Origin of the sequence: Microcoleus sp. FACHB-831, assembly GCF_014695585.1 — a bacterium.
Classification (GTDB): Bacteria; Cyanobacteriota; Cyanobacteriia; order Cyanobacteriales; family FACHB-T130; genus FACHB-831.
Genome location: NZ_JACJON010000060.1, coordinates 83656 through 106799 on the forward strand (window position 1 = coordinate 83656; position 23144 = coordinate 106799).

The window sequence follows — 23144 nt, forward strand, 5'->3', positions numbered from 1 at the left end:
CTGAAATATTATTTCAAGCAATATTCAGCATTCATAATTCATCGCTTCCTTCCTTCAAACTTCATAATTCATATTTTCTCCATCCTTTTTATTACAGACGGAAGAAGGGGGCTAGAGAAATGAGGAAAAATGCTATATTTTTCACTCTTAACTTCAGAAATTGGCAGTTGCGATTTTAGATTCTTGATTGGGAATTTTGGCTTATTAGATTCTTCTTCGCGGCTACCTGCGTCAGAAGATTCTAACTGCTTACTACTATTTCCCGCTCCTTCATCAGTTGGCTTAATTTCAGAATTAGCAGGCGGTGTAGTAGGAGGATTAGCCTCCGGCTTGACTTCAGAATTAGCAGGCGGTGTAGTAGGAGAACTAGCCTCCGGCTTGACTTCAGGATTAGCAGGCGGTGTAGTAGGAGAACTAGCCTCCGGCTTGACTTCAGGATTAGCAGGCGACGTAGTTGAAGAATTAGCCACTGGCTTCACTATTGATTCTTGTTGCTGCGGTGGCGCTACCTTTTGGCGCCCAAACCCGCCTAACAGTTCGTTAAGCTTCAAAGTCAGGCCAAAATAAACGCCCCCATTAGACCGATAGCCCGTGAAGTCGCGGTCGTCCACGCTGCCAAAACTATATCCCAGCGAAGCCCGCAAATCTGGCGTCAAATAATAACCCGCCTCAACCGCCAACCCAGTTTCCTTAAAACCAGTCGAAGGCTGTCCTATCCACCGCACTTCCCCAGCAATATCCGTCCTGTATCCCAGCTTATAAGCCGCCCGCGCTTGCGCCAGATACACCATGCTGTCTTGGCTAAAGTCACTCGCATAATACGTCGTGCTATAGCGCATCGCGTACTTGCCATAAAATTCCCAGCGCCAATCTGGGGCATAAATCGCCTCTGCGGCTACTAAGTGATCGTTGTAACCCGTGCCGCTACCCAGAAGCAAAGTTTCGGGAATAGTCGATGGGTTGCGTCGATATTCATATCTCAACAAGGCGTTAAACTGATCCGCGCTTGGGTCGCGGTAAGCCAGCCCCAGTTTCAGATTCACCGTGTCCCCCAATCCCCGCAGCAGTTGGTTGGAAGCATTCGCCTGCTGGTAGCGCACTAAGGCAGTCAGTGCGGGCGAAACTTTGCCAGCAGCCCCCGCAGAAATTACGGTATTGCTGCCGTCCTCGCCAGTCCGATGCTCCCAGCGCGCGCTTGCTTGAAAATCTGGATTGTCGGTATATTCAAAACCGACGCTGTAGGCATCGCCGCCAGCAAGTCCCAGGGAAGCGGCGCTTTGGCCTGTGGCGTAGGGTTGGGCAAATTGCTGTCCGGCGGCGGTGCGGACAAACAAGTTATTGAAAATGTGTTCGTAGCCGAGGTGAACTCGGAAACCAGGAGCAAGGACAATGCGATGATTTAGCCCGACTGCTCCTTGTCCAGTCACGCTACCAAAGGCGCTGATAATCGAGTAGCGACTTGTAATGGAAGTGTTTTCGCCCAACTGTCGATCTACGAGGGTGTCGAGGCTGGTGATGGAGTTGTTCTTAAAGAGTCCTCCATCAAAGAATTGATGAGCGAGGCGGAAAGTAACTCCTTGCATCGCCGCCCAATCTAGGCCAAGAGTGGTGCGGTTGGGATATAAAGGGTCGCTCCGACCGTCCAAATTCAATTCATTCTGAGCGCGGAAGGTAATGGTTTGAGTCAGGGGTAAGTTTAGACGGCTTACCAGTTGGCTGGCATTGCCATCAAAAGTGTCGCTGATTCTGTCGTCGCGATCGCGGTTCACATACTCCAAGCTCAAATCCGCCGCACCAAATTTCTGCACTAACCCCGCGCGTATCGTCGTCAGCGAATTATCCACTCTCTCGCCCGGTCTGGCTCGCGGTTGCGGGTTAAAAATATCAAAAAAATCAGTCCTGATTGCGGACGCCCTACCAAAATTAATTTCGTGGTCGTAACTCGCCGTCAAATTTGTGGTTTTGGTAATTTGCGCCGCTACATTAGCGCCGTATCTTGTCTGTCCTGGTGTAAAACTCGTTGTCGCGTTGTTAGAGAAATTCTCCTCAACAGAACGATAGTAACCCCGACCCAGCAAGAAAGGAGCGATCGCTCCATACGCCTCTACCCTATATGCGTTCCCCGTCACGTTTCCCAAAAACGGATCGTCGTTTGTCGAGCGGGCATATTCGCCGACTATTTGCCCGTTTTTACCCAGGGGGAATAGAAAATCCGCTCCCAGTAGCTCAAAGTTCCGGCTGTCTAGGTTCTCCCGCATATAACTAGCGCCAACCCAACTTTGCCGATTAAATTCTTGGGAAAAATTGTATTGCAGCCGCCCGCCATACAGATCTGTATTCTCACCCGCGCCCTCGTGCTGGTAAGTAACTACAATCCGCCGCACTTCAGTAGTACCAAACGGGTTAAGCTCTGTCGCCAAAAGCGGACGGCGGAACAACAGCGTACCGCGCTCGTAATCAATCTCGTAGTCTGGCCCTCTATATAGAGGTCTGCGGGAAAGGACGGTTCCGGGGCGATTAATTTCTTCTGTCTCTAGAAAAACATTCTCGCTTCCTTCCACCAGCAGGCGACGCGACAGGAAATAATAGCCACTCGTACCCGTAGGCACGATCGTATCTCGCTGGAACCCCTGAACGTCCGGGCTGTACATCGCCGTAAGTTGCAGATTGCCCAAGCTGAAATTGCCCTTAAACCCGTGCAACTGCCTCGTCGTCGCGCTAAATAACTGGGATGCGCGGGCAAATTCTGTCGTGTTGTAGTCGCCCCACATCACATAATCGGGTTCGGCGCCAGAAGTAGGCGAAGTGCGCTCTAAACGCACATATACCGAATCTTTAGAGGGAGTAAGATAATCGACAGTTGAACTATCGCCATATACCGGATAGTTTTGTTCGCAAAATTGCGGCCCCCGGAACAGGCGAGTAATGCCGTCGCAAGTTTCGTTGAGGTTGCGGGCGCTATTATAAGCACCAGTCAACAACCATTCCCCCACTTTGCCCGTAGCGAAGACAGCAGCGCTGGCATCAAATGCGGTGCCTTTGTCTAGGTCGGGTTTAATGAATTCGTTGCGCCTACCCCAGAAATTAGTGCCCCTCGGCCCAATTCGCAAGTCTATTACGCCGCTTACTAGCGATGGTCGTAGGTTGGTAATAAACTCAACTTGAGTATAGTTTTCTACGACTGTCTCGGTTTCTAAGGGCAGTACTTCCGTACCTTGAGCAGTTTGAGCGGGTATTTCTGGGCTGGGAATTTTTGGTGTTGAGGCTTGAGCCTGCAACTTTTTGCCATCTACAGCAGCGCGGATTTTTACTTTCCCCGCTTCCAGACTCGATTGCAACTGAGCGGTAAATTGTCCAGATTTTGCTACTACTTGGAATCCCGGCTCGTCTTTGTCCTCATCTGCACCAACAAATTTACCCGCACTGGAAGTTAAGGTTACTCTCGCATCTTCGCGGATTAGTTCGCCTTTTTCGTCGGTAATCCTACCTTCTAGGGCAAGAAATGAGCGACCATCGGCGGGGATGCGGGCATTACCTGATGGGACAATTTCTATCTTCCTCCCCGTTTCTTTAACGTTGAGTGTGAGGCTGATGGGGGCGGCGTTATCAGCCTGGACGGTTATGGTGTTTTCGCCTTTTTCTAGGGGAATGTTGTACCAGACTTGGTTAACTATATTTTGCGCTTCGTTTCGGTCGATTTGTGTCTGGATTTTGGAGTCTATTGGTTTTTTGTTAACGCTTACTTGAACCTGAGTTGCTGCGCTGTACTGGATGCTTAGGTTGGTGGAACGGTTGCGGATAACGCCGCTTTGGGGGGTGAGGATGCGGACTGGGACTTCTAGTGATTGGGGGTTGGGAGTTGGCGAATCGTTGGTTGTTGGTTGTTGGTTGTCGGTTGTTGGTTGTTGGTTGTCTGCTGTTAAGCTACCAGGATTAACTGACTGCTGGCGATCGCTATTTGTTTTTAGAGAGGGGAAATTTCGCGTCTCTACCGCGTATCCTGCAACAGTTTTTTGATTTTGGATAAAAGAGCGGAAATTATCTGAAGTATGAATTCTTTGATCTTGTCCGCGATCGCGTAGAGATGTTATCTGCAACGTCTCTAGGCTGGGAATATCCGCAGTTTTAGCAAAATTGATAGATGCGGAATCTTGTGTTTCTAGAGAATAATCGGCGATCGCGCTTGGATTGTTTGGCGTCGCGTCAGCCGACATCGACACCTCTTCTACATCTGATGGTGCAACAAAAGATTTTTCACTTCTTTCCGACCGTACAGACCTTATTGGCGAACTCTTTACAGCCGAATTCTTTTCAACAGACAAAACGGTATCAGCGCTAACGTGCTGAAGCAGTAAAGCGCTGAGGCGCTTCGCTTCGTTGATGCGATCGCTTGAATTCCCTAGTGGTAATTCAGACAGTTCGTTGGCTTTGGCCGTCTGAGGAAGAAACAGGTAAAAACTAACTAGAAAAAACCAAGAAATTTTTCTATTATCACCCCGCGCCGTCGTCTGCTGTAGATTGCTTTTAGCGTTTGACTTATCTACAGCGATCGACAAAATAAGACTTTTGCAGAGACGCTTGAGGTCTTCTGATCTTGACAGATACCGCATATTAACGCCGCCCTTCTCGATACACTGGTGTCACCGCAAAATTCATTCTGGCTAATCCTCCGGGTTCCAGACGAACTAGGCGTGACTGACTGTTGCGTTCAATGAAGCGTTGATTGGGAGCCAATGTATATCCCGGAAGCGATGTCAGATCTAACGTTCCGCTACGATTGCCAGAGATAACATTGGCTAAGGAAAACAGCCCATTTGCATCTGTTGTGATGCGATTGCCATCATCCATAAAAATTACAGCATTGGGAACTCCAGGCTCACCTGACTGTTGTTCGCCATCAAAGTTTTTATCAACAAATACACGCCCAATTAAAGTGCCGCAATCTGACAGAATTCCCGGTTGAATTCGCAGTTGGTGGCTGGCGATGTTGCTTCGAGTTTCCTGTGCCTGATTTCTGCCGTTACCCCTAATAGCGTCGGGAGTTACAGTTGCGGCATAGATTATATTTAGTGTCTGGTTGGGAGCGAGACTGGGATAGTTAAATGTAACTGTCCGACCCGATGTGGTGGGGGGTGCCAATGTCACCCCGGTCGCCCCCCTATCCGTTGTTAGGGAACCTTGCAAAGCCTTGGATACATATTGCAGTCCGACGGGCAAGGTATCGGTGATGACGATATTGTTGGCTGTGGCTGTACCGTTATTTTTTAGCGAGAGGCGGTAAATTACCGTCTCCCCAGGCTCCGCGGCAGCGCGATCGCCTGTTTTAATTAATACCAGAACGGCTTGCCCTGCCGTCACTTTTGTTTGATTTGATGTAACTGGCTTGTCGAGATTGCTACCCGATGCTGATGCTGAATTTAATATTTCATCTGCTGTAACAGGCAACCCCTCAAAAACCACATAACCTGGAATAACCACTGTCAAAAATAGGCACAAGTGCCCTAACCGTTCTAGCAGCGTTTTCATCAGAAAATATAGCTAAATAAAACATTCACTGCTCTTTTTACAAGGCTTTTGGCGGTAGATTCCCTGATGATTTCTACTGGATTTTTTTATTATCCGGATTCAATAGTAGTTTTTAAGAAAAAATTTTTACTGTAAGTTGCTTGCACTACAGTAAAATTTCATATCCTACCATCCATCTCATTCCCCAGTTTCTTAATTAGACATTTAGCACTTTTTTACCCATTAAAGTGCGCGAACTTACTAGAAGTTCTTTCGCTTTTAAAAAGCACTAGATGTCTCGCGTAAAGATGCACAACTACTTAAACCGCGCTGTTGCTTAAGCTAATAATTTCCTACCATAGCACAAAATATTCAAATTTACGCAATCTTACGATTTCTCCACCTATCTCTAGCCCTGTTATCTATAGGATTGTACTGAGAGGAACAGAGGCATAGACGAAGTTCCTCATCGTTCCTCTCTCGTTCTTCTTCACTCTTCAGCGAACAGCAGAATATAAACAACTGAAAGCTCCAGAAAGGATTAGAGCGAGTAGGAGAGTACCTGCGCTTTTTGCTGGCGCACCAATGAACAGTGAATGATAACCGATGAATTTTGTTAACGCGAAATCGCGCAAAATCGGTCTTTTTTATGACGTGCTTACCTCATTAGGACAAATTCGACCCTGTTCAAAATCTGTAATGTTACTTATTGTTGTCTGGGCAATGTTTGTGAGGGCGTTTTCGGTGAAAAAAGCCTGATGGCCTGTGACGATCGCGTTAGGAAATGTCAGCAGGCGTTCAAAAACATCATCCTGAATAATAGAATTGGACAAATCTTCAAAAAATAAATCAGTTTCTAGCTCGTAGACATCCAAACCGAGATATGATAATTTACCCGATTTTAGTGCAGCGATCGCGGCTTCTGTATCAATCAATGCCCCTCGGCTGGTGTTAATTACCATTACACCCTTTTTCATTTGGTTCAGGACATCAGCATCGATCAAATGATAAGTTTCATCTGTTAGCGGACAGTGCAAGCTAACAATGTCTGAGCTGGCAAAGAGTTCCGACAGCTCGACATACTTCACACCCAAAGCCTCGCAATCTGGGTTAGGTTTCGTATCATACGCCAGCAAATTACAGCCAAACCCGTTAAGAATTTTCGCCACAATTGCGCCAATCTTGCCCGTTCCGACAATTCCAACAGTCCGCTCGTACAGGTCAAATCCCAACAGCCCATCTAGAGAAAAATTACCTTCGCGGACGCGGGCATAAGCACGGTGAATCTTGCGATTGAGCGCCAAAATTAGCGCTACCGTATGTTCTGCAACTGCATGAGGGGAATAAGCTGGAACTCGCACAACAGTTAGCCCTAAATTGCGAGCCGCAGCTAAATCGACGTTATTGTAACCCGCAGAGCGTAAGGCAATTAAACGGGTTCCTCCGTTCGCGATCGCGCTTAAAGTTTTTTCATCCAATTTATCGTTGACAAATACGCATATTGCGGGAAATCCTGCCGCAAGCGGACTCGTCTCAAAAGTCAGGCGCGGTTCAAAAAAAACCATCTCGTGACCGCAGTTTTTCGCTTCAGGTTCTAGAAACTGGCGATCGTAGGATTTCGTACTAAAAACAGCGACTTTCATATATAGTTTTCAGTCTGTAGTTGTTAGACAGAGGACACGCTTTATGGTATTTAACCACATCTCAATTGAAAAAACAGTCTGGGGCTGTTAGACAGACAAACATTTTTATGGTATTTCAATTAATAACTAAAAAGTAAACTAATTTCAGCGATCGCAGCTACAAATCAACTGAACTGTTGTACAGTTTCTTTAGTAGGTAGTCTGTTACCGCCTGCATCAACTTCAGGGAAAAGCATCTAATAGAATCTGCTGTGATTTGGAGTAGTATTTTAAAATTAGCTGGGGCAGAGAAACTTCATTTTTTTATCAGGATGCCTATGAAACTGAAGTTTAACCCAAGGTTGTCTTACACAATATCGGCTTGCTAGACCGCATGGTTGAGATGCGATCGCCAAGCGCCTCGAAAAGCATCTTGTAAAGATGTGAGAAATCGAGTTGGTCGTATATAGGAAGATGCATGCGTGACTTAAAGTGATGCGATCGCGCATAGAGTATGCCGTTAACCATCATTTTGTACCTAGCAATCCCCCTATTTACGTCGATTTTAGATTTCAGATGTTGGATTGGCTTGAAAATCCACATATCCAGAATCCAAACTTGCCTGTTAGTGCCCGCGACTTAGAAATAAAGCTGCATTTTCATGTTCAAGGTCTGCCGAAAATTTCCCATCGCGATCGCCGCCGCAACGAGAAGGCGTAAAAACTCGATTTATCGCCTCTCTAAGCAGATTGGCTGCCTTGCCTTATTAATCTCTACCGTTGTTGGCTACAAAAATGAAGCGGCTCTTGCTGAAGGCAGCCGCGAACTAACTTCCAGCGGCGGCAATCGCCCCTATTTAAACTATCGAAACGACTTATCTTCAGGCATACTGCGTCGAACAGTTATCAGGGTATACGTCCAACCAGGCGAGACGATAGATCTTGGCTCAAGTGCTGTAGGTCTAGGTCAAGGTGTCATCACCTATCGCGACCCAAACGGGACAAGCGGCAGTTGCCTTACCACTGGCAAAATTAACACCCGCGCCCAAGAGGTAGCTGGCCCTCTTCCTAACATCGGAGGCTACACTCCTTGCAGTGTTAAAGTCGGGCCTAGTCAAGGCGGAATTTGGGAAATAAACTTTGTCAGTCCTAATCCTGACAATGCTACTAACCCGCCTCCTGCACTTGCCAATGCCGAATTGATCCAACCAGATAACGTTGGTTTTGTCACTGCTTGGGATGTAACCGTAAAAAATAGTTCTGGTACTCCTATTCCTGGGAGAGCCTATGCCAACTATTTTGCTCTAAATCTGGGAAGCAATGGTTTAGCTCTTAGTTCGCTAGTTTACATCCTGACTAGAGATGGTTATCTCTATCAGATAGACTTCAACCGTCTCGACCCCTTTGGGTTTATCTTTTTTGCCAACAACAAAGGATTCAAAGACACAAGCGGCAATCCGATTTACCGTTCGATTCAACTGGTGGGCGATAACCCTGGCGTTTTTCCTCCCGGCATCACCGTACAAGATCCGGGTGCTTTAGACACGCCAACCGATGTCACTCACAAGCTTTTCTTTAACCTGCCTAGCGGCGATCTACCGCTGGTTGACGTACCCATAGCAGGACGCGGTACAACCTGGTTGCGGAAACCACCAACCCCGCCACCGACTGTTTCTAATTTCACATTTGCAGGCCTTGAAGGTACGCTCAATCAAACCGGGACTGCACCACCCTTGGGGGGAAATTTTACTTTTCAAGCCAGTGGCACTGGTGGTTATAGGATCGATATTGATATTAACCAAGATGGCGTTTTTGGTAATGCCAACGACCGGGTATTTTTCGGCCCAACAGTAGGAGCAGGCGCAGTCAATACTGTATTTTGGGATGGGTTGGATGCAAATGGCAACCCCGTACCTCCTGGTACGGTGGCTTATGGAGCGAAGATTACTTTAACTGGTACTGGGGAAGTTCATTTTCCGTTTTTAGATCCTGAAAACGATAACCCCAATGGCCTGGTAATCCAGCAATTTACTTCAACAGGACAGCCGCTGCCTTCGATTGTTTACTATAACGACACTGGTTTAACGGGTGGAACGCCACCCAACCCGGTTAACGCATTATTTGGGTTGGATGGTAAGAGCGGAGTTCATGCGTTCACCAATGGTTTTGGCGATCGCAAGGGTATTGACACTTGGAGCTATGTACCCTCGCCAGAAAGCTCGATCGTCGGCGGTATCGTAGTAGCGCGGGCTGACCTCCAGATCCAAAAAACTCACGCTCCCGAACCAGTTGTTGCTGGCGGTATTATCACTTACACCATTACCGTTACCAACAACGGCCCCTCTAATGCAGTAGGAGCAACAGTACAAGATACCGTTCCGCCTCAAATTACTGGTGTAACTTGGACTTGCGCGATTACTGGTACTGGTAGTTGCGGACAAACCAGCGGTCAAGGGAATGCTATCAACACAACAGTTAATTTAAACGCTGGGTCTGTTGCTACTTTTACAGTCAGAGGTACTATTTCTCCATCTCTTTCATCTGGTTCGTTACCTAATACAGCAACGGTTAGCAGAAGTAAGGATGCGAACGACGACAACCCTAACAACAACACCGCAACCGATAACACTACTGTTCAACCCAACCCAGTCTCTCCCATTGGGATCAAATCAGTTCGTCTCGCGACGGATGCAGATGGTAGCGGGACGGTAACGACTGGGGACACTGTTGAATTTAGCATCAACTACGTCAATAACACCTCTACCCCCGTCATCGAGTTCCGGGCTACGGATAATATCGATCCTACTAAGTTGAGTTTCGTCGCTGGTAGTTATAGCCTTACTGCCGCAGGTTCGGGGACAGTTGTCACCCCTAACCCTAACTACAATGGCACAACAGACCCGAATTTTAACAACGACCCGCAGGGTGGAACGTTGGGTGCAGGCGGTGGAAATGTTGTCATTAAATACCGTGCCATTGTAACTGCACAAGCTGGGATTAGTATTAGCAACCAAGCGGTTGCTACTTCAAGGGGTGGAACATCAAATCTTGCCTCTACTGTTGTTACGGATGCGTTCCAAAGTACTGAAGATTTGCCACAAGTCACAGATGACAATATCGAGCAAGGGAATGCCCCTACTATTACTGGGGATGATGAGCCAACTGTAGTTACTGTAGCTGTACCTGGTAATCCGAGTCTGCGTTTGGTGAAGCGAATTACATCTATAACTAGGGGTGGTGTAGCGCTAAGCGGTATTAATTTTGGCGGTTTTGTGGATGACCCTACTGATGAGAACGACACTGCTGGGGGCTTTTCGCAATTGTTGCCAGCAGGAATTGTAACTTTGGGGTCAGAGACGCCTTTGCAAAGCGGCGATGAAGTGGAGTATACGGTTTATTTTCTGTCGGATGGGACTGCGATCGCTAATGATGTCCGCTTCTGCGATTTGATTCCAGCTAGTACAACTTTTGTTAATCAAAGTTTTGGAGCAAATAGCGGCATTTCACTTAATCGAGCTAGCGCGGCTAGCTTGCTAACTAATGCTGCCGATACGGATGGGGCGACATTTTTCTCGCCTCTAACTCCACTACCCAATGGTAATGCTTGCTCTACCCAAAACAATGCTAATGGTGCTGTGTTTGTCAATCTGGGTAATGTTTCTAATATGGCTGGCAGTAACTACGGTTTTATACGCTTTCGCGTCAAAGTTAACTAAAAAAGGGAATGGGAAGTGGGGGTTTAAATTCCTTAATAACCCGGAGGGTAACTCTGCTTCCCCTTGTTGCCAATGCTTTACCCCCATGCCGATAGAGGGGTAATCAATTAAGTTTGGTACAACAATCGGGAATTAATTAGGCCATTCCCGGCGTAAGTGCTTTTGGCAGAGCATGGAGGAGATTATCAGTTTTTCTTTGTTCCGCCTGCGATCGCGTTGTAGCTTTTAAACCCGTAAGGTTTCATATATTTATCATTCTTGAGTTATTAGACACTTGATTTTTTTTGTGGTAATAAAATATAAACTGAAAAACTTGATATTTTTACGGATTGCGTAGAAAATTAACTTAATTCTTGTACAGTTTATTTAGTAGGTGGCGCACGACCGCCTGCATGAGTTTCAGGGGAAAAGCATCTATTAAAACCTGCTGTGGGTTGTAATGTATCTTAGGTTAGATTTCAGCAGAACACGTCCCACTTTTTCCCAGGATGCGTATGAAACTGAAGTTGGCACTCAAAATTGCTTCGCGCAATGTCCGCATAGAAGCCGCCAGGATTTGGAGCATCCTACGTTTGTATAAATGGCTTCCTAGAACTCGCACCTATAGAAACCCTGGCTTCCCCTTAAGGTGCATTGTTGAATAAACCCGCCTGCGAGGTTTATCTCTGTTTAGGCACAGTTTCTAACTGGGAGCATCTATTTGTACAAATTGCATTCTCCCCAGATTTAGAATGCCCGTGCCGCAAGAGTTAATCAACATCCTCACAATATTAATATTGTCCCGGAGTCTGAATTTTTAATAATTCTCCGGAAGCGGAATATTAGAGGATGTTTATAAAAAAGTAAATTGAAAAGAAACTGGGTTGTTTGAGCTGGGGGCTAAGGAACTAAGTTTTACCAACCATCATAAACTCGTTGTCTAGGCCAAAAATAGGACTTTCATCATCGAAAAAACATCAATGATACTGACATTTTTTTGAATTAACCAACAAGAATACTCGCAGGGATACGGGATACCTGCGAGTATTCGATAGTTACTCCATCCATCTATGCGATTAAGGATGCGATCGCTGCATAGTTTTTATATGTTGGGATTGGCTTTAAAATACCCGCATCCATAATCTTGAAATATCTGATGTTTCCACGCCTTAGATAAAAAGGTGTATCTTCATGTTCAAATCTTGCCCCAATTTTGCAAAAACCAATGCTTTGATGACACGCTGGAGTTGGCGGATTGGCTACCTTGCCTTATTAATCTCTACTCTTGGCTGCAATTCAAAAGCGGCTCTTGCTGAAGGCAGTCGGGAACTGACTGCGAGCGGCGGCTATCGCCCTTATTTAGGGTATCGAAACGACTTATATGCGAAGATACCGCGTAAAACCATTATCAAGGTATACGCCAAGCCAGGAGAGACGATCAATCTTGGCTCCAGTGCCGTTGGTGTAGGTAAGAATGGCAAGGTCGGCATCATCAACTATCGCCGCCCAGATGGAACAAACGGCACTTGCGAGAGAGCTGGCAAAATTAACAACCGTACCGAAGAAGTTAATGGCACGTTCAGCCCTTGCGTTGTCCCAGTAAGTGCTGGGCAAGAAGGAGTTTGGGAAATAAACTTTGTCAGCCCAGATCCTGACAGTACTAAAGACCCAACTCCAGTACTCGCCAATGCCAACTGGACTCAACCGGACGATCTTGGTTTTGTCACAGCTTGGGATGTCACGGTTAAAAATAGTTCTAATAGAGCTATTCCTGGGAGAGCTTACACAAACTATTTTTTCTTTAATTTGGGAGACAATGGCCTACAGATTAGTTCCGAACCTTTCATTCAAACTAGAGATGGTTATCTCTACCAAATAGACTTCAACAACCTAGACCCCTTCGGGTTTCTCTTTTTTGCCAACAACAAAGGATTCAAAGACGCAAGCGGGAACCCGCTTTATCGCTCCGTTCAACTCATTGGCGATAACCCTGGCGACGTGCCTGCTGGCGTTACCATACAAGATCCCAGTTCTCCCGACACGCCAACGGATGTCACGCACAAGATTTTCTTTAACCGCCCTAACAATGACTTGCCAATGTTTGATGTACCCATAGCAGGGGGTACAACTTGGCTCCGCAGACCGCCAACCCCCCCGCCGACAGTTACTAATTTTCAATTTACGGGCATTGAGGGTACGCCAAACCAAACTGGGACTGCACCGCCATTGGGGGGCAATTTTACTTTTAATGCCAGTGCCAGTTCAGGTTATAGAATTGCCCTTGATATTAATCGAGATGGCATTTATGGTAATGCCAACGACCGAATATTATTCGGTTCAGCCCAGTCTGGGGCAGGCGGAAATACAGTGTTTTGGGATGGTTTGGATGGGGATGGAAAGCCCACACCTGCTGGCACGCTTAGTTATGGGGCGACAGTAACTTTAACTGGTACTGGAGAAGTTCATTTTCCGTTTTACGATCCTGAAAACAATAATCCCAACGGTCTAATTATTCAGCAATTAGATCCAAACACAGGACAGCCGCTTCCTTCGATTGTTTACTACAACGACACTGGGTTAACGGGTGGAACTCAACCTAATCCGCTAAATGCGCTATATGGATTGGATGGTAGTAAGGGAGTTCATGCGTTCACCAATGGTTTTGGCGATCGCAGGGGTATTGACACTTGGATCTATGTACCTTCGCTAGAATCCGCGATCGCTGGTGGCATTCTGGTAGCAAATGCCGATCTCAAGATCGAAAAAAATACGGCTACAGAGCAAGTTGTTGCAGGCAATGAAATCGTCTATACCCTTACCGTTACCAACAACGGCCCCTCTAAGGCGATGGGAGCAACCGTACAAGACAACATACCTCCTGAAATTACCGGAGTGACTTGGACTTGCGCGATTACATCTGGTACTGGTAGTTGCGCTCAAAGCAGCGGAGAAGGCAATGCGCTCAACACAACAGTAGATTTAGACTACAAAGATCAAACAGTTCCTCCCTCAGTTGCCACCATTACGATAAAAGGTACTATTTCTCCCACTTTCCCAGGGGGGCAATTGAAAAACACGGCAACAGTTACCCGAGGTAAGGATGCTAACGACCCAGACCTTACAAACAACACCGCAACTCGTGAGGTGACGGTTAATGCTAAACCAGCCTTAGTCACGCCCACTGGCTTCAAATCAGCCCGTCTAGCAGAGGACGCAGACAACAACGGGAAGGTAACGACTGGGGACACTGTTGAATACACCATCACCTACACCAATAACGCCTCTACCCCCGTCAACAAGTTCCTAGCTACCGACAGCATCAACACGAGTCAATTAAATTTCGTCCCTGGGAGTTATAGCTTTACTGCTTCTGGTATCGGGACAACAGTGACGGGGAACCCTACCTACAACGGCACAACAGACAAGAACCTTACCAACCCCACGTCGTTGGGATCGTTGGGTGCAGGCGGGGGGAATGTCGTCATCAAGTTCCGCGCTGTCGTGACGGCGCAAGGTGGGACGCAGATTAGCAACCAAGCGAGTGCAACATCGGAAGGGGGAACATTAGATGTCTCTGTTACCGATGCTGTTGCAAATAAGGACGATATGCCTCAAGTCGGAGATGACAAAACCGACGGGGGGAACGACCCGAATAATACTGGGGATGACGATCCTACTGTAATGCCTGTGGGGGAGGCCCCTCCTCCTGGTATTCCTAGCCTGCGTTTGGTGAAGCGAATTACATCAGTAACTAGGGGTGGCGTGCCGATTAGTGGGGTTAATTTTGGTAGCTTTGTGGATGTTGTAGGTGACGATAACGATACTGCCCCTGGTTGGTCGCAATTTTCGCCAGTAGGGATTGCAGATCTGGCGCCAGAGATAGCTTTGCGAAGCGATGATCAAGTGGAGTATACGATTTATTTCCTATCGGATGGGACTGCGATCGCTAATGATGTCCGGTTCTGCGATTTGATTCCCGAAAAGACAACTTTTATCTCTAACAGTTTTGGAGAAAATAGCGGAATTTTAGTGAATCGCGCCGGGGTAGCACGCAACCTGAGTAATACTGGGGATAACGATGAAGCAACATTTTTCGCGCCCCTGGCTCCGTTACCTAATGGTAATTCTTGTTCTAAGCAAAACAATGGTAACGGTGCTGCGATCGTGAATTTGGGTAATGTTTCTAATGTTGCTGGCAGCAACTATGGTTTTATCCGCTTTCGGGTGAAGATCGACTGAGTAGATTTAGGGTGGGCGATGCCCACCCTAAGAAGTTATACTTCAGAGTTTTTTTCGGCTTCAGCTACCATTAAAAGAGTCTTCAATACAGAATCGGGATTTAGGCTCATCGAGTCGATTCCGAGTTCTACTAAGAACTGAGCAAACTCAGGATAATCGCTTGGTGCTTGACCGCAGATACCGATTTTGCGATTATTCTTTTTGGCAGACGCGATCGCCATCTGCACCATCCGCTTTACAGTAGAGCTTCTGGCATAATAGTTACAACTGCCTAGCAGAGTCTTCCCCTTATAGCCTAAATGCAAGCATAACCCTATGACGCTCGTTACTCCAGAAGAAATTGCCAAGTTTCGGACTGAATTGGCAGATTATCCCGATGCCTTGGCTGCTCTTGATGTAATTGAGCAGTGTGATGGCAACTTAGAGAGTGCAGCCGAAGTAATAGTAATTGATGCCGGAGGCGAAATTGTTAGAAAACCAGACTGGTTAGACGAGTTAGCTGAACAACTACGCGAGGTAGTCTGTAAAGATGAATTTAGAAATGGCATGATGAATGATTCGGTTAATGTAGCCATAGCATACTTATTAGCATCAAGTCCTTTTTCTCCTGAACTACTTGTTATTCCAGTTTTTATGTATATCCTTAGAAAAGGAATAAATAAATTTTGTACCGATGCTAAACTCCAGTAGCGCTAAAAGCAGCCCAGTAGAAGGGGTTAGCGAATGGGTGTGGTTGGCGTTCACAGGCTTTTTCTAAATATTTATCAGCCTTTAAGCGTTCAATTTTTGACAATTGAGCAAAAATTGCATTAATTTGAGGCTCGAATTCTTTCAACAGTCTTTTAAACTCCTCAGTTGTGAGATTTCGCAGCCATTTTTGGGCTTGATTTAGCGCAATTGCAACGCTGGGCATAGTTTGCAAATTGTCATAAAACTTGATTATCAAGAAAGCAGTAGATAAATCGCTCACAGACCAAAGGCTACTCACCACGCTAGGACTACCAGCAAACAAAAAACCACTGGGTAAGCCAATATATTCATCGCTGCGACTGTCGAATGTAGTCAAGCCAGTTTCGCAAGCGGAGAGAGTGACGAGGCGACATTGTGGCAGGTTTAGTTTCTCAAAAATATCTATCAGGGTGAGGCATTTATCGCCGTCAACAGTTTTACCTTCTCGCCAAGGTAGAGAGCGATCGCGCTGTTTTTGGGATAATTCATTAGTTGCTTCTACTGTACTCTCTTGAAGAATTGTCTCTACTGCATTAGCGAGAATTAGGGCTGATTTGAGAGGTTGAGCAAAGTTAAAACTGCCGTGACAGGAGAAGTGGGCATAGTGGGCAGTTTTGAGGGCTTCGCCTTGGGTAAGGGCGGCTTTAGTAGCGGCGGCTTTTGGTAAGACGTGGGCGGGTTTAAATTTACTTTGAATTACCTCAACTTCTAAATTAGTATAGGGTAAATCTTCGGTAGGATCTTGGATAGCGAATAGGTTTTGTTGAGAATGTGGAAGTTGACGTTTTTGGGCCAGTTGTAGAAGTTGACAACTGGGGGCGTATCGCACACCATCGGGGAAGCAATCGAGAAGGCGATATCCATCTGGGAGACGATCTTCTAGTTCGCTGTTTTCGGGTAGAAGTCGGCGCGATCGCACTACAGCATCCCCGACAGGCAAAGCATGGAGAGGAAACAGATGCAACCAACGATGAGGAATTAGAATTAGTTGGGTGATATGCGGGGGAATAAGTTCAATAATCTCATCTATGTGCAGTATCCTTGATAGTTCTGCTAATTGTTCGCTCAATTCATTTCGCCATTTATCTTTTTGTTTTGTGTAGCTATTTCGATAATTTTCTGCCCATTTTTCTAGTTCTTCTCTGTCCGTAGTTGTAAATGAATACCAAAAGAGCGGCTTTGGATTGTGGCGAGTGATAATGAAGGTGTAGAAGAATAGGTCGGTGATGTACCACTCTAAAATTGTGGTGCGATCGTCTAAGAGAGCTTGGATATCGGAAAACTGGATCGGTTGAACTTCTTGGGTAAGTTTGAATTCACGATCGTAATCTTTGATTTGTTCTAAAACTTCTGTTAACTGTTGCTGTGAAGTGTTGAGTTCGTTACGAATTGAATCCGATCTAGTTTGCTCACCGATCGGGAATTGGTTTCTTGATAAGGTTTCTCCGTTTGACGATCGCAAAGATGCAATATTTCTGTTTCTTTCAGAATCTTCGAGTTGTCGCTGTACTGCTGGAATTTCCCGACGCAAGCGATCGAGTTGGGTGATAATTTCTGGGGGAACGTTGCCTTTGGGATAGACATCGCGATTTGCCAAGAGTTCGACTAAGTTCCGGGCTTTGCTGCGCTCAGCATATTCAACTGCTTGGTCTAAATAGTCCAGCACTATGCAAACTTGTACCGTGCTTTGATAGAGATCGTTCCATTCTTCAGCCAGTTTTTGCTTATCATCTTCTCTACCAGAGCCTTTGACGATCTCACCGCGTAGGGATTCTACCGTGTCAATAGCGGCAGCAAAAGCACTGTAGGCATCTTGAAACTGTAGGGATGCTTGGTAGGCAAAACCAAGGTTTTTTTGAGTTTCTGCATAGTATTGAGGGAAGGCTTCACGGGTGTGAATATTTAAAGCATTCAAGTAATAGTGTATAGCCATCGCCAAATTCTCAACCGTTTTCTCTGGCCTGCGGTAGAGGTAGGCGCTACCTAGATTGTATTGGATGTTAGCCCATTTTTCGGGAAAAGCTTCGCGAGTATGTACCTCTAAAGCATCTAGGTGACAACGGATAGCAACTTCCCAATTCTCTACTTTTTCCCCCCAAATGCGGTTAAGGTAAACACCCCCCAGACAGGTTTGGATATTTGCCCATTGATCGGGGAAAGCTTCGCGAGTGTGTACTTCCAAAGCGTTTAAGTAATACCGAATTGCTAATTCCAAATTCTCTGCGCTTTCCCCCCGACCGAGTGAATGATAAGCATTACCCAGACAGAGTTGGATATTTGCCCATTTATCGGGAAAGGCTTCGCGAGTATGTATTTCCGAGGCATTTGAGTAACAGCGAATTGCCTCTTCCAAATTATCTGACTTTTCTCCGCGAATGCGATCGCGATAGGTAACGCCCAGACACCTTTGAGTGTTAGCCCATTGTTCAGGGAAAGCTTCGCGGGTGCGTACTTCTAGGGCATTTAAATGACAAAGAATTGCCATTTCCAAATTTTCTGCCCGTTCTCCCCGAATGCGATCGCCGTATGTATTGCCCAAATTATGTTGAATCATAGCCCATTCTTCGGGGAAGGCTTCGCGAGTGTTTACTTTCAAGGCATCTAAATAACAGCCGATTGCCATTTCCAAGTTTTCTGCCCGTTTTCCTCGAATGCGGTTATCGTAGGCAGCACCAAGACTGAGTTGTACTGTAGCCCATTCTTCAGGGAAGCCTTCACGAGTAAATACCTTCAAAGCATTTAAGTAACAACGGATTGCCTCTTCAAAATTCTCTGCTCTCCCTTCTTGGATGCGTTTAGGGTGGACAGCACCCAGATTGTATTGAGTATTTGCCCATTTTTCAGGAAATGCTTCGTAGGTAAGTACCTCTAAAGCTTTTAAGTAATATTTAATAGACATCTCTAAATTTTCCGCCCGTTCACCCCGAATGCGTTCGTTAAAGACAATGCCTAGATAGTACTGAATAGTTGCCGATTTTTCAGGTAGATTTTGGCAGGTATATAGATCCAAAGAATCTAAGTAACAGCGGATAGCTGCTTCCAAATTTTCAGCTTTATCTCCCTGAATTCGTTTAAAGTAGACACCGCCAAGATTGTATTGAGTATCTGCCCATTTTTCAGGAAAACTTTGGCGAGTGTATACCTCCAAGGCAGATAAGTAATACCTAATCGCTGCTTCCAAATTCTCAGCTTTATTCCCTTGGATGCGATTGCTGTAAGCAAGCCCCAAATTATATTGGGTTTCTGCCCATTCTTGGGGGAAAGCTTGGCGGATGCGTACCTGCAAGGCATTTGAGAGATACTGAATTGCTGTTTCCAGATTTTCTTTTTTCTCCCCCTGGATGCGCTTAATGTAGACACAACCAAGGTTGTTTTGAATCATAGCCCAGTCAAAGGGGAGAGCTTGGCGGGTGCGTACTTCTAGGGCAGTGGAAAAACAGCGGATAGCTGATTCCAAATTCTCTGTTTTCTTCCCTTGAATACGTTTAGAATAGACACCGCCCAAATTGTTTTGAATTTTCGCCCATTCTTGCGGAAAATATTTGTGGGTGAATACCTGCAACGCAGCTAAGAAATGCTCAATAGCCATTTCTAAATTTTCTGTCCATTTTCCCAGAATACGCTGACTGTAGGCATGACCTAGATTGTATTGTGTGGTAGCCCAGATTTCGGGAAAGGTTTGGCAGGTATTTACCTTTAAGGCAACTTCAAAACAGCAGATGGCCTTTTCCACATTCTCTGCTTTGTCCCCCCGAACGCGATCGCAGTAGAGACTGCCCAGATTATTTTGAGTTTCTGCCCATTCTTGGGGATAGGCTTGGCGGGTATCTACCTCTAAGGCAGCTTCAAAACAGCGGATTGCTGATTCTATATTCTCCGCCTTTTCTCCCCCTATACGCTTACAGTAAAGACTGCCCAAATAGCATTCGGTTATAGCCCATTCTTTGTCGGTAAGGACACTACGGATACGCACTGTAGCAGTGCTTTCATAGCCAGCAATGGCAACTTCTAGTTTGCTAGCCCACTCACCTTGAGGAAAGTCCTCAATCCGTCTACTGAAAACGCGAATAGCTGACGCAATGAGTAGTGCTTGTGTAGATGACACTTGGGACAGTTTAGCTCTTGCCCACTCACGCAACACCTGATCTAAACGCTCGTTCAATAGGTCTATGTTAGCTTTTAGAAGGCGATCCACCACTCGCTGCACGACTTGTAGATCGGCATCGCTATCAATAATCGCATCAGTAGTCACCTGCAAGACTTTCTCTAAAAATCTGATATAATCTTTGCGGCTTGGTTTTCTGATGTCGAATCCTTTTGCCATATTGACCAGCAAGCTTCCATCTGTAACTAGATGGATTTATTATGGCGCTTACCTTGTGGGTTGACTCTAATAGCTTAATAAAAAAAGCCATTAGGGTGGAAGCAATCTCCACCCTATGCCATTACTGCATTAGGCTTTAATTCCCTCGGCTTCAGCCACCATTAGCAGTGTCTTTACGACGGAATCAGGGTTAAGGCTAATTGAGTCAATACCTTGCTCAACCAAGAAACGGGCAAACTCAGGATAATCGCTGGGGGCTTGACCGCAAATACCGATTTTGCGATTGTTTTTCTTAGCGGATGCGATCGCCATTTGAATCATCCGTTTTACAGCCTCATTACGCTCATCAAACAGATGGGCAACCAAAGCTGAATCCCGGTCTAACCCCAGAGTTAGCTGAGTCAGGTCATTTGACCCAATTGAGAAGCCATCAAACACTTCGCTAAACTCATCCGCCATAATTACATTGCTGGGCAACTCACACATTACATAAACCTGTAGCCCATTCTTACCTCGTTCTAGACCATGTTTAGCCATCTCAGCTAACACCTTGCGTCCCTCATCAGGAGTACGACAGAAGGGAATCATCAATACGACATTGGTCAAACCCATCTCATCCCGTACCTTCTTCATTGCCAAACATTCGAGAGCAAATGCCTCACGGTAGCGTTCATCGTAGTAACGAGATGCCCCCCGCCAAGCGAGCATTGGGTTTTCTTCTTTAGGTTCAAACTGCGGCCCACCTGGGAGATTAGCGTATTCTTTGCTCTTGAAGTCGCTCATCCGCTTGATGACCGGATTGGGATAAAATGCAGCGGCAATTTTTCCAATGCCTTCGGCTAACTTATCGACAAAGTATTGAGCTTTGTCTTCATAAAGCGCGGTTAGCTTTGCCAACTGCATCTTGACTTCTTCATCCTGCAACTGGTCGAAGTGAATCAGAGCCAAAGGATGCGCTTTAATGTGATTGGCGATGATAAATTCTGATCTGGCTAAACCGACACCATCGCAGGGAAGTGCTGAAAGACTAAATGCTTCTTCCGGATTGCCCACATTCATCATAATTTTGGTGCGGGTGCGGGGCAAGTTTTCGAGAGCTACTTCTCTTACTTCAAAGGGTAATAGTCCTGAATAAACCCTTCCTTCTTCGCCTTCGGAACAAGAAACTGTCACCTCTTGACCTGTTTTCAAAACATCAGTAGCATTGCCGCTTCCTACGATTGCTGGGATGCCCATTTCCCGCGCAATAATAGCTGCATGGCAGGTACGTCCGCCTTGATTGGTAATGATGGCGCTGGCCTTTTTCATAATAGGTTCCCAGTCAGGATCGGTTTTGTTGGTAACTAAAACTTCACCAGCTTGGAACAAGTGGATTTTTTGTACATCGGTCATTACTCTAACTTTGCCTTGACCGATAGCTTCTCCGACGCTGCGACCTGTTACGAGTATTTCACTCTTGTCTTTTAGCTGATAGCTACGCAGGACGTTTTTACTTTTTTGAGATTGTACTGTTTCCGGGCGAGCTTGGACGATAAACAGTTGATTAGTTAAGCCATCTTTTGCCCATTCGATGTCCATCGGTGTGTATGTGCCGCGTACATCGCTGTAGTGGTTTTCGATGGTGCAAGCCCAGTTAGCTAGTTGCAAAATCTCGTCATCGGTGAGGGCAAATTGTTGCTGTTCGCTGAGGGATACTCGCTCATTTTTAATTTGTTTGCAGCCACCGATGTCGCAGATGAGTTTATATTCTTTGCTGCCTAAGCGTTTGGCAAGAATTGGGCGATACCCGTCTTTTAGGGTAGGTTTAAAAACTAGGTATTCGTCGGGGTTGACGGCTCCTTGAACGACGTTTTCTCCTAGTCCATAGGCGGCGGTGATTAAGGCGGCATTTTTAAAGCCTGTTTCGGTGTCTATTGAGAACATGACGCCCGCGGAGGCTAAGTCGGATCGCACCATTTTTTGAATGCCAACTGAGAGGGCGACTTCAAAGTGGTCGAAGTTCCTGAGATGGCGATAGGAAATGGCGCGGTCGGTAAATAGCGAGGCGAAGCATCTGTGGCAGGCTCCTAAGACGCTTTTGACGCCTTGGATGTGGAGGTAGGTGTCTTGCTGACCTGCAAAGCTTGCATCGGGGAGGTCTTCGGCTGTTGCGCTTGAACGGACTGCTACTTCTGTTTCATAGCCGTACAGTTCGCACATTTGTTTGTAAGCTTCAATAATTGCAGCGCGAAGTTCTTGAGGAAAAGGGGTGTGTAATAGCAACGATCTGGCTTTTTTACCGCGTTCGCGCAAGTTGTTGACATCTTCAACATCTAGGTCGGAAAAGAGCGATCGCAGTTTTTCTTCTAATCCTGCTTTATGTATGAAATAACGATATGCATAAGCTGTTGTAGCGAAACCGTTGGGGACGTTAACTCCCTTGCTGGTTAACTGCTGAATCATTTCCCCTAATGAGGCATTTTTGCCGCCTACTAAGGGGATATCACTAATACCAACTTCATCAAACCAAAGTACCAAGGATTGCTCTTTGGAGGATTGAGAAGACTGTTCGTGAATAACTGCAACCATAGGTTTTTCCTCCTACTATGTCCTCAGTGTAGCGATCGCAACCGGAGGAATGGGTAAAATACGGCACGTTTGTGATTTATCTTTGAAATTCTTTGGGATCACTGCAAACTAGGCCATTTTGCGGTATAAATTGATTGAATCCGGTTTCGCAAAGAGCGATCGCTTAATATCAACGGCTAAATATAGTAATTTTTTAGGAAGTTTAGAAGTAAGTGGCGATCGCTGCGAGGGGACGCGAAGTCTCCCGATTATGGGTCTGAGGAGTTATTGTTATCTTTACCCAGATTTATGTATAAAAAACCCGGCATTGGGGGGTCTCCTCCCAAACCGGGTTTGGGGGACGAGTGCTTCCCCCAAACCCCCTCCACATTAAAGTTTTGCCTTTGGGTTTTGTGTTTGTTTTCATAAAAAACCCGGAATTGGGGGGAGACCCCCAAACCCCCTGTTGGGGGACGAGTGCTTC

At 46.1% G+C, this 23144-nt stretch carries 9 protein-coding genes and 1 pseudogene; 4 read left to right on the top strand and 6 right to left on the bottom strand.

What is annotated here, in order from left to right:
- Positions 1 to 68 precede the first annotated feature (68 nt).
- The 3 genes from H6F77_RS16755 to H6F77_RS16765 form a co-directional block, all read right to left on the bottom strand.
- Positions 69 to 4610 (bottom strand): hypothetical protein, encoded by a 4542-nt coding sequence (locus H6F77_RS16755; protein ID WP_190489688.1) that lies wholly within the window; start codon positions 4608 to 4610, stop codon positions 69 to 71.
- 1 nt (position 4611) lies between these two features.
- Positions 4612 to 5526 (bottom strand): isopeptide-forming domain-containing fimbrial protein, encoded by a 915-nt coding sequence (locus H6F77_RS16760; RefSeq protein WP_190489689.1) that lies wholly within the window; start codon positions 5524 to 5526, stop codon positions 4612 to 4614.
- 626 nt (positions 5527 to 6152) lie between these two features.
- Positions 6153 to 7148 (bottom strand): 2-hydroxyacid dehydrogenase, encoded by a 996-nt coding sequence (locus H6F77_RS16765; RefSeq protein ID WP_190489690.1) that lies wholly within the window; start codon positions 7146 to 7148, stop codon positions 6153 to 6155.
- Between the two features lie 474 nt (positions 7149 to 7622).
- Between H6F77_RS16765 and H6F77_RS16770 the strand changes: the two genes are divergently transcribed.
- From H6F77_RS16770 to H6F77_RS16780, 3 genes are all read left to right on the top strand, one after another.
- Complete coding sequence (locus H6F77_RS16770; protein WP_190489691.1) at positions 7623 to 7847, top strand: hypothetical protein; 225 nt, start codon at positions 7623 to 7625, stop codon at positions 7845 to 7847.
- Positions 7789 to 10842, top strand: a complete 3054-nt coding sequence (locus tag H6F77_RS16775) for a DUF11 domain-containing protein (protein ID WP_190489692.1) — start codon at positions 7789 to 7791, stop codon at positions 10840 to 10842. The genes H6F77_RS16770 and H6F77_RS16775 overlap by 59 nt, the downstream gene beginning before the upstream one ends.
- A gap of 1170 nt (positions 10843 to 12012) precedes the next feature.
- Positions 12013 to 15060, top strand: a complete 3048-nt coding sequence (locus H6F77_RS16780; RefSeq protein ID WP_190489693.1) for a DUF11 domain-containing protein — start codon at positions 12013 to 12015, stop codon at positions 15058 to 15060.
- A gap of 35 nt (positions 15061 to 15095) precedes the next feature.
- On the opposite strand, the pseudogene H6F77_RS16785 reads toward H6F77_RS16780, so the two are convergent.
- Positions 15096 to 15311 (bottom strand): annotated as a pseudogene (locus H6F77_RS16785) (putative PEP-binding protein); the annotation flags it as partial.
- A 64-nt stretch (positions 15312 to 15375) separates the two neighbouring features.
- Between H6F77_RS16785 and H6F77_RS16790 the strand changes: the two are divergent.
- A complete protein-coding gene (locus H6F77_RS16790; protein WP_190489694.1) occupies positions 15376 to 15750 on the top strand; it encodes a hypothetical protein in 375 nt (124 codons plus the stop codon).
- On the opposite strand, the gene H6F77_RS16795 is transcribed toward H6F77_RS16790, so the two are convergent.
- Both H6F77_RS16795 and ppsA read right to left on the bottom strand, forming a co-directional pair.
- Positions 15737 to 20113, bottom strand: coding sequence for a CHAT domain-containing protein (locus H6F77_RS16795; RefSeq protein WP_190489695.1), 4377 nt, complete (start codon positions 20111 to 20113; stop codon positions 15737 to 15739). The two genes, H6F77_RS16790 and H6F77_RS16795, sit on opposite strands and share 14 nt — an antisense overlap.
- A 129-nt stretch (positions 20114 to 20242) precedes the next feature.
- The gene (gene ppsA / locus H6F77_RS16800; RefSeq protein WP_190489696.1) at positions 20243 to 22681 is read right to left on the bottom strand and encodes a phosphoenolpyruvate synthase; all 2439 of its coding nucleotides are present in this window, start codon (positions 22679 to 22681) and stop codon (positions 20243 to 20245) included.
- Positions 22682 to 23144: the final 463 nt, after the last annotated feature.